Genomic DNA, 12,528 nt, shown 5'->3' with positions numbered 1-12,528 from the left:
TCAGACTGATCAGGAAGGAATATCAGCCCTTGGTGAATTCGGGATAGGCTTCCATCCCCAGTTCCGCCATGTCGAGACCCGAAATTTCAGATTCTTCGCTCACACGGATACCCATGGTGGCTTTGAGAATAAACCAAACCACTGCCGAAACCACGAAGGTGAAGACACCGACGATGATGATCGAAATCAGCTGACCACCAAAGGTCGCGTCACCATTGGTCAGGACCACGGCGATGGTGCCCCAGATGCCGCAGATCAGGTGTACCGGGATCGCGCCGACAACGTCGTCGATCTTCAGCTTGTCTAGGAACGGCACGGCGAAGACCACCAGAATGCCGCCCACAGCACCGATCAGGGTCGCGGCGCCCAAGGACGGGGTCAGCGGTTCGGCGGTGATCGAAACCAGACCGGCCAATGCACCGTTCAGCACCATGGTGATATCCGGCTTTTTGTACAGCAACTGGGTCAGGATCAGCGCGGCAATCGCACCACCGGCCGCAGCGGTGTTGGTGTTTGCAAAGATGCGGCTGATGTCAGCAACGTTGCCCGCAGTGTCCATGTAGAGCTGCGAACCGCCGTTGAAGCCGAACCAACCCAGCCACAGGATGAACGTCCCCAAGGTGGCGAGAGTCAGGTTCGAGCCGGGCATCGGGTGGGTTTTGCCGCCCTTATACTTGCCGATACGCGGACCAAGGATCAGCGCGCCAGCCAGAGCCGCCCAGCCGCCAACCGAATGCACAACGGTCGAGCCTGCGAAATCCAGGAAACCGTAATTCGCATCCAAGAAGCCACCGCCCCATTTCCAAGACGCTTGGATCGGGTAGATGAAACCGGTCAGAACAACGGTGAAGATCAGGAACGGCCACAGCTTGATACGTTCAGCCAAGGTGCCCGAAACGATCGATGCGGTTGTGGCGCAGAACATCAGCTGGAAGAAGAAGTCCGACCCAACAGACGCATAGGTCAGATCGGTTTCGGTATCGGCAAGACCAACCGGTTCCATCGATGCGCTGCTGAAAGCACCCAGAACGTTAGTGATGGTCCAGCCATCGCCCGGATACATCAAGTTATAGCCGACCAGATAATACATGATCGCCGCGATAGAAAACAAAGCGACGTTCTTGAGCGACTGCATGGCAACGTTCTTGGAACGCACCAGACCAGCTTCTAGCATTGAGAAGCCGGCCCCCATCCACATCACCAAGAAACCAGTGACGAGGAACAGGAAGGTATTCAGGATATAGCCGATTTCTTCGTTCGGCGGGGTCACATCGGCCTCTTGGGCCAGACCCAGGCTGGGCAGCGCGATCAACGCGGCGGCCAAGCCAAATTTCGTGATACGGTTCATTTTCATTTCTTTATTCCCCTGTCCGCGGCTTACAACGCGTCGTCATTCGTTTCGCCGGTCCGCACGCGCACGGCCTGCGCCACGTCCAGCACGAAAATCTTGCCGTCACCGATCTTGCCGGTGCGTGCCGTATTGGTGATAGTTTCGACCACCTGATCGGCCATGGCTGTGTCCACTACGATTTCCAGTTTCACTTTGGGCACGAAATTCACCGCGTATTCAGCACCGCGATAAATTTCCGTATGACCCGACTGCGAACCGAACCCTTTGATTTCTGTCACCATCATGCCGCGCACACCGATGTCGGTCAGTGCTTCACGGACCTCCTCCAGCTTGAACGGTTTGATCGTTGCAATGATGAGTTTCACCTTGATCCCCTTGTCGTTATGGTGCGGGTACTCCCGCTGGATTACAGGGCTAATGAACACGAACCTGTGTGCTTGGGAGAAGCGATTGGCCCAAAATTGCGCCAATACTCATGCGTATTTGCATAAAAAATGATCGCATATGCGTATACGCTTAATTATTAATCAAAATGAAAACGGTTTAAGCGCGCATTGAGGGCCTCAACATTCGCGTTTTCGACATGTATCATGCAAAAAAAACAAGCCGAGCAGGATTTGACATGAGTGATTCAGGTCGAAAAAAGCCGCCCTTGGTGGCCGAACGACGTTATTCCAAAACATCCAAGGCCAAATCGAAAGCCTCTTCGCCGAAAAAGGCAGCCGCACCAAAAAAGGCGAAACCGAAGCGCCGTTCGCCCAATCGCAAGGCATCGGCCAAACCCGTCGGCAATCCGATCACGCGGTTCTTCAAGCGGCTGATTGGTCTGATCCTGCGCATTGTATGGGGGTTCAGTTGGCGCATCGGTGCGACCTTCGCGCTGATCCTGGCTTTGGCGGTGGGCTATGTCTTTACCACCTTGCCGGCAGCCGAAACGCTGCTGGACGGTCGCGCCAAAGGATCGGTCACGATGACAGACCGGGATGGCAAGGTCTTCGCTTGGCGCGGTGACCAATTCGGCGGGGTGGTGACGGCCGACGCAGTGTCGCCGCATCTGAAAAATGCCGTGGTCGCGACCGAAGACAAACGGTTCTATCGCCATTTCGGCATTTCCCCGCGCGGTGTTGCCAGCGCGGTGCGGATCAACCTGCGCGAAGGGCGCGGACCGCTTTCGGGACATGGCGGATCGACCATCACCCAGCAGACCGCCAAGCTGCTTTGCCTAGGTGTTGAATACAATTCCGATGATTGGGAAAGCGAAGCCGCGTATGAATCTGATTGCCGCCAAGGGTCGCTGTGGCGCAAAGTCAAGGAAGCCGTCTATGCGCTGGCGATGGAAAGCAAGTACAGCAAGGACGAAATCCTTTCGATCTATCTGAACCGTGCCTATATGGGCGGCGGGGCTTATGGTGCCGAAGCTGCCGCGCAGCGGTTTTTCGGCAAACCCGCTTCGGCGCTGGACCCGGCTGAAGGCGCGATGCTAGCAGGGCTGTTGACTGCGCCGACATCGCTGGCACCAACCAACAATCTGCAACGGTCGCAAAACCGCGCCGGAGTGGTGATCGCCCTAATGCGCGATCAGGACTATTTGTCGGATACGGCGGCACAGAATGCCTTGGATCATCCGGCACAGCTTTCGCCCGCAGCTGAGGCACGGGCAGGCGGGTATTTTGCCGATTGGGTGATGTCTTCGGGACCGGAGTTTTTTACCCGCAACAGCACCTCAGATGTGGTCATCCGCACCACTCTGGATCAGCGCATTCAGAAAGCCGCCGAAGCGGCGATGAATTACATCTACAGTGAAAAGATCAAACAAGGGTCGGAGGCACAGGCAGCTATTGTGGTGATGTCGGCTGACGGCGCAGTGCGCGCCATGGTCGGCGGGCGTGAAACAAGGGTATCGGGGGTGTTCAACCGTGCCACGACCGCAAAACGGCAATCGGGTTCGGCCTTCAAACCCTTCGTCTATGCCACTGCGTTGGAACTGGGTTGGTCCTCCAATGATACGGTGATGGACGAACCTCTTACCATCAATATTCCCGGATCTGGCCCTTGGTCGCCAAAGAATTACGACAAGAAATATCATGGCGAAGTCACCCTGACCGAAGCGCTGCGCAGTTCTCTCAACATTCCTGCGGTCAAGATGGCGCGGTCGGCCGGGCTTGATAATGTGCGACGGGTGGCGGAAGGATTCGGCATCCGGTCCGATCTGGCGCAGGGTCCGGCGCTGGCGCTTGGGGCATCGGAAACCACACTGATCGAAATGACCGGGGCTTATGCCGGGATCTTGAATGGTGGCAGTTCGGTGACGCCTTACGGGTTGGTCGAATTGCGGATGCAGGGCGATGACGATCCGCTGATGACCGCCACCGGCGGCATCCGTGAGCGCGTGATCAGCGAAAACGCTGCCCGCGAACTGACTTGGATGATGTATAATGTGGCGACCCGTGGATCGGGCCGCCGCGCCAACCTGCCTGACCGAGAAGTGGCGGGCAAAACCGGCACCTCATCAGACGCCAAGGATGCATGGTTTATCGGCTTCACTGCCGATTACGTGGCCGGGGTCTGGATGGGCTATGACAATAACACGCCGCTGTCCGGGGTGACCGGTTCTGGTCTTCCGGCCGAAATCTGGCATGAAACCATGGCGCGCGTACATGAAGGGATCGATCCCAAACCGCTACCGATGCTGCGTGATGGCAGCCCGCCAAAGAAAACCCGCAGCAACAATGACGGCAGCAACGACACCCGGGGCGGTATCGACAAGCTGTTGCGCGATCTTCTGGGCGCGGGGGATCGGTAACAAAAACGGCGCGGCTTGACCGCGCCGTTTTTTTATCAATGAATTCCAACGTTAAGATGCCTTGCGCAAATCCGCGATCATTGCGTCAATATTGCCACCGCGCTGATCCAGCATTGCGCCGATTTCAGTACGTTCGGTCAACAACATGTTGATCCCTTCAATGAACAAGTTGAAGAACTTTTCCTGGCCGCTTTTATCCGACACCAGAAACGTCACGTCGAACGGCGCTTCGCCACGCAGATGGGCAGTGGTCTTTACCTCGATGAAGCTTTTGATCTGACGCGCCGAATCCACCACGATTTTGCCGCCAATGAATTCGCGGAATCGTTTGCCGTATTTGATCGAAATATAGCGCTGGAACACTTGGGTGAATTCACGCAATTGTGCTGCACTGGCGCGGCGAGCTTCGACCCCCAGCGCATAGCGCGCAATAGTCGGGACATCTGCGTAGCGATCAAAAATTCTTTCGAATTCCTTGAGCATTGCGCTTTCGGACTTACCCGAATCGATTACCCGATTGATATCAGCAACCAATTTGTCGACCAGCGATTTGGCGCTTGAGGCGCTGAGCGCGAAAGCAGGCATTGGCACCACCGCAGCCAGCGCCGCGGCGCTGATATGCGACATGAAAGACCGGCGGGACAATTTATTCGGCATAGGGGTCCTCATACGGATCAGAATAAGGGTCGGAATAAGGATCAGAATAGGTATCCGAACCGCCCCCGCCAAGTTCAAAGCGGCGATTTTGTGTAAATATCAAACGGCTCTGTGCGTAGCTGTCAGCGCTGTCGTAAAGAACGGAATCAACTGTATTCGAATAACGACCGCGATCCCCGACCTTGGAAGCCACCCGCGCAGCAGTGCCATAATATTTTTCGGGACTGGGAATGGCATGGGACAGCGGATCGGTGAACAGATCGACAAATTTACCCACCGCATCGCGTTCATTCGACGGCCCTAACAGCGGCAATTCGACATAGGCCCCTTCCGGCGCCCCCCAGACATGCAAAGTTTCACCAAAATCCGTATCGTTCTTGTTCACGCCGAATTCAGCTGCGACATCGAACAGGCCCGCCATACCAAGCGTGGAATTGATCAGAAATCGGTAAAAATTGACGCCAAAACCTACCACGTCACCCTGCAACACGTGGTTTACCGCCATGCTGGGTTCGGACAAGTTGTCCCCGAAATTTCCAATGCTTGTCTGGATATCGCTGGGGATGACGCTGGAATAGCCCTTGCCCACCGGGCGCAGTAAAGCGCGATCAATGGACCGGTTGAATTCGTGATTGTTGCGGTTGGTGTCTTCGTATGGGTCGAAGACGCCGCCGCTGGTCATCAATGACGGGTCGACCGGGGTACAGGCCGCCAGCGTCAAAGACAGCGCAAAGCCGATCAATATGGTTCTGCCAACAAAGGTCCGCTTGTATTTGTTCATATGATCAGTCAAATCTACAGCCGAATTCTAAATTTTGAGGTTTGTCTCGTCTTCGCGTATCCCACATCTCAACCCATTCGAAAAGCATATGCAACCGATGTGGCGGACTGGAAACACCTTTGGCGCCTTATAGCGTGACAATACAAGGCGGACTATCACGCGAATGACATTATTTGTAAAATTGGCGGAATGACGCGGATGACTCCCAGACAGATGGAAACCGGTCGGCAGGAATTGCTGGCAGCACGGCGCGAAAGCCGAGGGCTTTATTGGGCGGTCGCGCTGTTCAGCTTCTTCGTTAATCTTTTGATGCTGACCAGCCCGCTTTACATGTTGCAGGTTTATGACCGCGTATTAGGCAGCCGATCAGTCGAAACCCTGTTTGGTCTGACCCTACTGGTGGCGTTCCTGTTCTTGATGATGGGATTGCTGGATGTCGCCCGGACCAGGATCATGGCGCGTGTCGGTGCGCGGTTTCAGTCACGGCTGGACCGCCGTGTCTTTGACGCGGTGATCCGCAAGTCAGCGCTGAAACCCGACCAACTGACCGCCACCGGTCTGCGCGATCTGGAAGCGGTGCAGCGGCTGATCAGCTCACCGGCGCTGACCGCATTTTTCGACATCCCCTGGACGCCATTTTTCCTGTTCGGGATCATGATCTTCCATCCTTGGCTTGGCTATTTGGCGATTAGCGGCGGTGTCGTTCTTGTTCTGATTACTTTGGCCAACCAGACCTTGACCCGACAACCGATGGCACAGGCCAATCAGTCAGTTGTGACGTCTGAGCATTTCGCATCGCAACTGCAAGCCGAGGCTGAATCTGTGCAGGCGATGGGGATGCGTGAAGCCACCTTCCATCGTTGGGAGAAAAGTCGAAATCGGGCGCTGAGCCAATATATCACCGCCACCGATTCCGGTGGTGGTTTTTCGGTTTTGTCGAAAACCTTCCGGCAATTCCTGCAATCGGCGATGTTGGGTCTGGGCGCCTATCTGGTGTTGCAGGGCGAATTATCGCCCGGCGCGATGATTGCCGGGTCGATCCTGATGGGGCGGGCTTTGGCCCCGATCGAGATGCTGATCAATCAGTGGTCGGTGGTGCAGCGCGCCAGCAAAGGCTGGAGCAACTTGGCCGAATTGCTGTCCCTGGTGCCGCCGGAAACCGAACGGACACCGTTGCCGACCCCACAGGCGAAGCTGGAAGTTCAAAGCATGACCGTGGTACCCCCGGGCGAAGCACAGGCGACGCTGCGGATGATCAACTTCTTGCTGCCACCAGGCACCGCGCTGGGGGTAATCGGTCCGTCCGGTGCGGGCAAATCTTCGCTGGCGCGGGCAATCACCGGGCTTTGGCGGCCCGCAGGCGGCAAGATACGGCTCGACGGGGCGACACTGGACCAATACGATCCCACGGTTCTAGGCCAGTTGATCGGCTATCTGCCGCAACGGGTGGAACTGTTTGACGGTACCATTTCCGAAAATATCGCCCGCCTGTCCCCCGACCCGGATCCTGAAAAAGTCGTTGCCGCCGCCAAACGCGCCGATGCCCATGCGATGATCCTTAAACTGCCCAATGGTTATGATACCCGCGTCACCGCATCAGGCGGGCGGTTGTCCGGCGGTCAGATTCAACGGATCGGGCTGGCACGCGCGATGTATTCCGCCCCGGTCATTTTGGTCCTGGATGAACCCAATTCCAACCTCGACAACGAAGGTTCCATGGCGCTGAATTCGGCCATCCGGACGCTAAAATCCGAAGGCAAATCAGTGATCATCATGGCGCATCGTCCTGCGGCGATTCAGGAATGCGATCTGCTATTGATGCTGGAAAACGGCGCGGCCAAGGCGTTTGGTCCCAAGGACGAGGTATTGCGAGAAGTGGTTAAAAATTCGCAACAGTTGCAAAAAGCAACTGGTCAGGGGGGGGTACAATGACGCCGCAAGGACCCAAACCTTACCCCGTCCGGATACCGTTTGTCATTGGGGTCTTCGCGTTGGCGCTGCTGGTCGGAGGGTTCGGCGTCTGGGCGTCACTGACCCAGATCGCGGGCGCAATCGTTGCCAGCGGTCAGATTGAGGTCGAGCAAAATCGTCAGGTGGTGCAACACCCCGATGGTGGTGTAATTTCCGAATTGTTGGTCGAAGAAGGCGATTTCGTCGAAGCCGATCAACTGCTGGTGCGCCTTGATCCGACCGACCTGCAATCCGAATTGTCCATCGTCGAGGGGCAATTATTCGAATTGATGGCCCGGCGCGGCCGTCTGGAAGCAGAACAAGACGGCAAGTCTGATATCGAGTTTGAACCGGAGCTGCTGCAGGCTGCCAAGGAAAACCCCGACGTTTATGATTTGATCGAAGGTCAAGTCCGGCTGGTGCGAGCACGTGATGCCTCTGAAGCGCAGGAAATCGATCAGCTACAGAAACGCAAAGCGCAGATCAGCAGCCAAATCGACGGCATCAAGGCGCAGCAAAGTGCGTTAGAAAAACAGCAGGCGCTGATCGATGAAGAACTCGAAAATCAACAATCTCTGCTGGAGCGCGGATTGGCGCAATCGTCACGCGTTCTTGGTTTGCAGCGCGAACAGGCCGGGCTTAGCGGACAAGTTGGCAACCTGATTGCACAGGCCGCACAGGCCGAAGGTCGGATCACCGAGATCGAGATCGAGATTCTCAAGCTTGATACCACCCGTCGGGAAGAAGCCGTATCGCGGCTGCGCGATTTGCAATATCGCGAATTGGAACTGGCCGAAAATCGTCGGTCTCTGATCAGCCGGCTTGGCCGTCTCGACATCCGCGCACCGGTTTCCGGTGTTGTTTACGGAATGCGGTTCTTTGCCCCCCGGTCTGTGATCCGCCCAGCCGATCCGGTGATGTTTCTGGTGCCACAGGACCGCCCGTTGGTGATCGCCAGCCAGGTTGAAACCATCAACATCGATCAGGTTTATCCCGGTCAGGACGTGATCCTGCGCTTGCCCGCGCTGGATCAGCGGACCACGCCGGAACTGTTCGGCAGGGTCAGCAAAGTGTCCGCTGACGCCTTTACCGATGAAAACTCGGGGCGTTCATATTACCGGGCGGAAATCCTGATCAAGGACGGTGAAATGGAACGGCTTCCTGAAGGTGTCGTATTGGTGCCCGGCATGCCGGTGGAATCCTTTATCCGTACTGCTGACCGTACACCGTTAGCCTATCTGCTCAAACCGGTGACCGACTATTTCGTAAAGGCGTTTCGCGAATAAAGGATGCCGCCACGGGGCAGGGAGGTTTGGCATTGCATTCGCCGTTCACGGCGTTAGCGTCCCGCCCAAACCACGACGAAAGGAGAAACCCCATGACTGGACAACTCGAAACCCGCCTTGCGGAATTGGGTGTCAGCTTGCCCGAAGCGCCGGCGCCCGCAGCCAATTACGTGCCCTTCGTACAGATCGGCGATTTGGTGTTCGTTTCCGGCCAGATTTCCAATGGTCCCGATGGGCTTATCACCGGCAAGCTGGGGGCAGATTTGACCACAGCGGACGGCGCTGCCGCAGCCAAAGCCTGTGCCATTGCTTTGCTGGCGCAATGCAAGTCGGCCTGTGGTGGCAATCTGGACCGGCTGGTACAGGTGGTGAAACTGACCGGTTTTGTCAATTCGACCGCTGACTTCACCGAACAGCCGCAGGTCATCAATGGCTGTTCCGATTTTCTGGTCGAAGCGTTAGGCGATATCGGCCGTCATTCACGATCTGCGGTTTCTGCCGCCTCGTTGCCGCTGGGCGTTGCTGTGGAAATTGAAGCGATTTTTCAAATCAAATGACCCGGTTGCCCGAAGATTTTCTGCGCCGCCCGATTGCGCATCGAGCCTTGCACGATGTCGTGCAAGGCCGCGCGGAAAATTCTCCGGCCGCAATTGCTGCCGCGATCAATGCCGGGTACGGCATTGAAATCGATCTGCAACTGTCGGCAGACGGGCAGGCAATCGTGTTTCACGATTACGACCTGACCCGGCTGACCGGAGAACCCGGCCCGATACAGCGGCGCACCGCCGAAGACTTGGGCCGGATCACTCTGCTGGGCGGGACCGACACTGTGCCAACCCTGCGCCAGGTTTTGGATCAAGTCGCAGGCCAGGTGCCGCTGCTGATCGAAATCAAGGATCAGGATGGCGTGATGGGGGCAAATGTCGGCAAATTGGAGGCTGCGGCCGCAGCCGCGCTGCAAGGCTATGACGGACCGGTTGCCCTGATGTCTTTCAATCCCCATTCGGTTCTAAAAATGGCAATCCTTTGCCCAGATATCCCGCGCGGACTGACCACTTCTTCTTACACTCAGGAAGATTGGAAATTGCTGCCTAAGGGCATCCGCGACCGGCTGCGCGACATTCCCGATTATGACCACACCGGCAGCTGTTTTATCAGCCATGAAGCCAACGACTTGAATCGTCCGCGTGTAACCGACTTGAAACGGCGGGGCGCGGCTGTGCTGTGTTGGACGATCCGGTCGCCCGAAGCCGAGGCAGAGGCGCGCAAAATCGCACAGAATGTGACCTTCGAAGGGTATCTGGCGGATAATCCGGCTTGATCCAAACCACCCACACCCCAGATAGTAGCTTAGGGTAAGGGATTGAGGCATGACGGGTCAAACCGTGGAAATTCAGCTGCTTGCATCGCTGGATCAAGTCGATCCGGTCGATTGGGATGCTTGCGCCTGTCCCGGAACCACCCAGACCGGACGGGCCACTGATCCGTTTACCACATACCGTTTCCTCAAGGCATTGGAAGACAGCGGTTCAGTCGGCCCCGGCACTGGCTGGCAACCGCAATACCTGATCGCGCGCTTGGGCGGACAGGTCATCGCCTGTGCGCCTCTTTATGCCAAGTCGCATAGTCAGGGCGAATATATCTTCGATCACAACTGGGCCCAAGCCTATGAACGCGCGGGTGGGCGCTATTATCCCAAACTGCAAATTGCGGTGCCGTTTACGCCCGCCACCGGACGGCGGTTCCTGACCCGCCCAGGTTTCGATGCCGTTGGAATGAGCGCCCTGATCCAAGGCGCGGTGCAAATTGGATCAGATAGCGGGCTGTCGTCGCTGCACGTCACGTTCTGTACCGAAGCCGAAGCTTTGGCCGGTGCGCAGATGGGGCTGATGCACCGCACCAGCCAGCAATTCCACTGGTTCAATCAAGACTACACCGATTTCGATGATTTTCTTGCCTCGCTCAGTTCGCGCAAGCGCAAAACGATCCGCAAGGAACGCCGCACGGCCAATGCATTCGGTGGCGACATCCGCATGCTGACCGGTGATGATATCCAGCCGCATCATTGGCAGGCGTTCTGGAATTTTTATCAGGACACCGGGTCGCGTAAATGGGGGACACCCTATCTGACCCGGCCATTTTTTGATCTGATCCATGAAACCATGCGCGACGACATCCTTCTGATGATCGCTGAACGAAACGGCCAACCCGTTGCCGGGGCCCTGAATTTCATCGGGTCCGACACGCTTTTTGGCCGATATTGGGGCTGTATCGAAGATCATCCCTGTCTGCATTTCGAAGCGTGCTACTATCGCGCCATCGAGTTCGCCATCGATACCGGTCTGCAACGGGTCGAGGCGGGCGCGCAGGGCGAACACAAACTGGCGCGCGGCTACCTGCCTGCGACCACTCATTCGCTACACTGGATCGCCGATCCCGGTTTCGCCGAAGCGGTCGGACAATATTTGCAGGCCGAACGGGCCGCAGTGGCCGAGGATATCGAAATCCTCACCGCCTATGGCCCGTTTCGAAAGACACAAGCGGAGGAACAAGAATGACCGAACTTCTCAGCGATACCGGTCGCAAGACCATGCTGGAACCGCTGTTCAAAGCTGGATGGGCGATGGCCGAAGGCCGCGACGCGATCACTAAGACCTTCGATTTCGATGATTTTACCGGCGCTTTCGCCTTCATGACGCGCTGTGCGCTTTGGGCGGAAAAATGGGGTCATCATCCGGAATGGAATAACGTTTACAACCGAGTGCAGGTCACGTTATCCACCCACGACGTCGGCGGGCTTAGCGCGCAGGACGCGAAACTGGCACGTAAAATGGATCAACTTGCAGAATGACCCTGACTGATTTGATGATGACCGAGGTCTGGAACGGCCAAACTGTCGCCGACCTGTTGTCCGTGGAATTCCTAGCGTCGGCGGTCGGATCGGTGCTTGGGGCGGTCGCGCTTCTGGTGCTGGGTTATTTCGTTTCGGGCTGGGTCCGACGGCGGCTGATCCGGTTGGGGCAGAAATACAAGGAGCTGGACGATACGTTGTTTACCTTCCTTGGTAATTTGGCGCGCTACGCGATTCTGACCTTTGCCGTTTTGTTCGTGCTGAACACATTCGGGGTGCAAACCACATCGATCGTGGCGGTCATCGGTGCGGCGGGTCTGGCCATCGGTCTGGCGCTGCAAGGGACATTGTCCAACGTCGCCGCCGGGGTGATGATCGTGGTGTTCCGCCCCTTCAAACTGGGCGATTTCGTTGAAGTTTCGGGACAAATGGGCACGGTCATGACCATATCGCTCAATTGCACGGAACTGGCGCGGCCCGACAATGTGCAAGTCATCATTCCCAACGCCAATGTCTGGGGCAATACGATCACCAATTATTCGACCAATGGCACCCGGCGCGCCGAATGGGTATTCGGGGTTGGCTATGGTGCCGATCTGAAACTGGCTGAAGACACCATTCGAACGACGCTGATGGCCGATCCGCGGACGCTGAAAGATCCGGCCGAATTCGTGCAGGTCAACAATTTGGGTGCGTCTTCGGTCGATTTCCTGGCCCGGACATGGGTGAATTCGTCAGATTATTTCACCTACCAGGCCGACATGAAACGCAAGGTGAAAGAAGCACTGGACGCCGCCGGGGTCGATATTCCCTTCCCGACCCGGACCATCGTTCAGGGCTGACAATTGG

12 protein-coding genes are annotated in these 12,528 nt (G+C 56.7%); 8 read left to right on the top strand and 4 right to left on the bottom strand.

What is annotated here, in order from left to right:
* Window positions 1-22: 22 nt before the first annotated feature.
* Together TG4357_RS02655 and TG4357_RS02650 are read right to left on the bottom strand one after the other, a co-directional pair.
* Complete coding sequence (locus TG4357_RS02655; RefSeq protein ID WP_058261526.1) at window positions 23-1,348, bottom strand: ammonium transporter; 1,326 nt, start codon at window positions 1,346-1,348, stop codon at window positions 23-25.
* 29 nt (window positions 1,349-1,377) lie between these two features.
* The gene (locus TG4357_RS02650) at window positions 1,378-1,716 is read right to left on the bottom strand and encodes a P-II family nitrogen regulator (protein ID WP_058261329.1); all 339 of its coding nucleotides are present in this window, start codon (window positions 1,714-1,716) and stop codon (window positions 1,378-1,380) included.
* A 257-nt stretch (window positions 1,717-1,973) separates the two neighbouring features.
* Here TG4357_RS02650 and TG4357_RS02645 point away from each other — a divergent pair, with 257 nt between their 5' ends.
* Window positions 1,974-4,154 (top strand): transglycosylase domain-containing protein, encoded by a 2,181-nt coding sequence (locus TG4357_RS02645; protein WP_058261328.1) that lies wholly within the window; start codon window positions 1,974-1,976, stop codon window positions 4,152-4,154.
* A 51-nt stretch (window positions 4,155-4,205) separates the two neighbouring features.
* Here TG4357_RS02645 and TG4357_RS02640 read toward each other — a convergent pair whose 3' ends face one another.
* The gene (locus TG4357_RS02640; protein ID WP_058261327.1) at window positions 4,206-4,811 is read right to left on the bottom strand and encodes an ABC transporter substrate-binding protein; all 606 of its coding nucleotides are present in this window, start codon (window positions 4,809-4,811) and stop codon (window positions 4,206-4,208) included.
* Window positions 4,801-5,592, bottom strand: a complete 792-nt coding sequence (locus tag TG4357_RS02635) for an MlaA family lipoprotein (RefSeq protein ID WP_058261326.1) — start codon at window positions 5,590-5,592, stop codon at window positions 4,801-4,803. Before TG4357_RS02635 ends, TG4357_RS02640 begins: the two co-directional genes overlap by 11 nt.
* Before the next feature lie 198 nt (window positions 5,593-5,790).
* On the opposite strand from TG4357_RS02635, the gene TG4357_RS02630 reads away from it, so the two are divergent.
* From TG4357_RS02630 to TG4357_RS02600, 7 genes are all read left to right on the top strand, one after another.
* The gene (locus TG4357_RS02630) at window positions 5,791-7,524 is read left to right on the top strand and encodes a type I secretion system permease/ATPase (protein WP_058261525.1); all 1,734 of its coding nucleotides are present in this window, start codon (window positions 5,791-5,793) and stop codon (window positions 7,522-7,524) included.
* A complete protein-coding gene (locus TG4357_RS02625; protein WP_058261325.1) occupies window positions 7,521-8,828 on the top strand; it encodes an HlyD family type I secretion periplasmic adaptor subunit in 1,308 nt (435 codons plus the stop codon). The genes TG4357_RS02630 and TG4357_RS02625 overlap by 4 nt, the downstream gene beginning before the upstream one ends.
* 92 nt (window positions 8,829-8,920) lie before the next feature.
* Entirely contained in the window at window positions 8,921-9,385 is a 465-nt protein-coding gene (locus TG4357_RS02620) for a RidA family protein (protein ID WP_058261324.1), read from the top strand.
* Window positions 9,382-10,149, top strand: coding sequence for a glycerophosphodiester phosphodiesterase family protein (locus TG4357_RS02615; RefSeq protein ID WP_058261323.1), 768 nt, complete (start codon window positions 9,382-9,384; stop codon window positions 10,147-10,149). The genes TG4357_RS02620 and TG4357_RS02615 overlap by 4 nt, the downstream gene beginning before the upstream one ends.
* A 49-nt stretch (window positions 10,150-10,198) precedes the next feature.
* Window positions 10,199-11,386 carry a GNAT family N-acetyltransferase gene (locus tag TG4357_RS02610; RefSeq protein WP_058261322.1) on the top strand — a complete coding sequence of 396 codons (1,188 nt, stop codon included), beginning with the start codon at window positions 10,199-10,201 and terminating at the stop codon, window positions 11,384-11,386.
* The gene (locus tag TG4357_RS02605; RefSeq protein WP_058261321.1) at window positions 11,383-11,679 is read left to right on the top strand and encodes a 4a-hydroxytetrahydrobiopterin dehydratase; all 297 of its coding nucleotides are present in this window, start codon (window positions 11,383-11,385) and stop codon (window positions 11,677-11,679) included. The genes TG4357_RS02610 and TG4357_RS02605 overlap by 4 nt, the downstream gene beginning before the upstream one ends.
* The gene (locus TG4357_RS02600; RefSeq protein WP_058261320.1) at window positions 11,676-12,521 is read left to right on the top strand and encodes a mechanosensitive ion channel family protein; all 846 of its coding nucleotides are present in this window, start codon (window positions 11,676-11,678) and stop codon (window positions 12,519-12,521) included. The genes TG4357_RS02605 and TG4357_RS02600 overlap by 4 nt, the downstream gene beginning before the upstream one ends.
* The last annotated feature ends 7 nt before the right edge of the window (window positions 12,522-12,528 follow it).

It is taken from the genome of Thalassovita gelatinovora, from assembly GCF_001458355.1.
In the GTDB taxonomy this organism is placed as follows: domain Bacteria; phylum Pseudomonadota; class Alphaproteobacteria; order Rhodobacterales; family Rhodobacteraceae; genus Thalassobius; species Thalassobius gelatinovorus.
Note: the sequence above shows the minus strand (reverse complement) of the source record. Positions and strands in the feature narration are given on the sequence as shown.

What these genes read in the sequence shown, in the direction of transcription:
- TG4357_RS02655 (WP_058261526.1), bottom strand. Translation starts at nt 1,348, where the DNA reads ATGAACCGTATCACGAAATTTGGCTTGGCCGCCGCGTTGATCGCGCTG.
- TG4357_RS02645 (WP_058261328.1), top strand. Translation starts at nt 1,974, where the DNA reads ATGAGTGATTCAGGTCGAAAAAAGCCGCCCTTGGTGGCCGAACGACGT.
- TG4357_RS02640 (WP_058261327.1), bottom strand. Translation starts at nt 4,811, where the DNA reads ATGCCGAATAAATTGTCCCGCCGGTCTTTCATGTCGCATATCAGCGCC.
- TG4357_RS02635 (WP_058261326.1), bottom strand. Translation starts at nt 5,592, where the DNA reads ATGAACAAATACAAGCGGACCTTTGTTGGCAGAACCATATTGATCGGC.
- TG4357_RS02630 (WP_058261525.1), top strand. Translation starts at nt 5,791, where the DNA reads ATGACTCCCAGACAGATGGAAACCGGTCGGCAGGAATTGCTGGCAGCA.
- TG4357_RS02625 (WP_058261325.1), top strand. Translation starts at nt 7,521, where the DNA reads ATGACGCCGCAAGGACCCAAACCTTACCCCGTCCGGATACCGTTTGTC.
- TG4357_RS02620 (WP_058261324.1), top strand. Translation starts at nt 8,921, where the DNA reads ATGACTGGACAACTCGAAACCCGCCTTGCGGAATTGGGTGTCAGCTTG.
- TG4357_RS02615 (WP_058261323.1), top strand. Translation starts at nt 9,382, where the DNA reads ATGACCCGGTTGCCCGAAGATTTTCTGCGCCGCCCGATTGCGCATCGA.
- TG4357_RS02610 (WP_058261322.1), top strand. Translation starts at nt 10,199, where the DNA reads ATGACGGGTCAAACCGTGGAAATTCAGCTGCTTGCATCGCTGGATCAA.
- TG4357_RS02605 (WP_058261321.1), top strand. Translation starts at nt 11,383, where the DNA reads ATGACCGAACTTCTCAGCGATACCGGTCGCAAGACCATGCTGGAACCG.
- TG4357_RS02600 (WP_058261320.1), top strand. Translation starts at nt 11,676, where the DNA reads ATGACCCTGACTGATTTGATGATGACCGAGGTCTGGAACGGCCAAACT.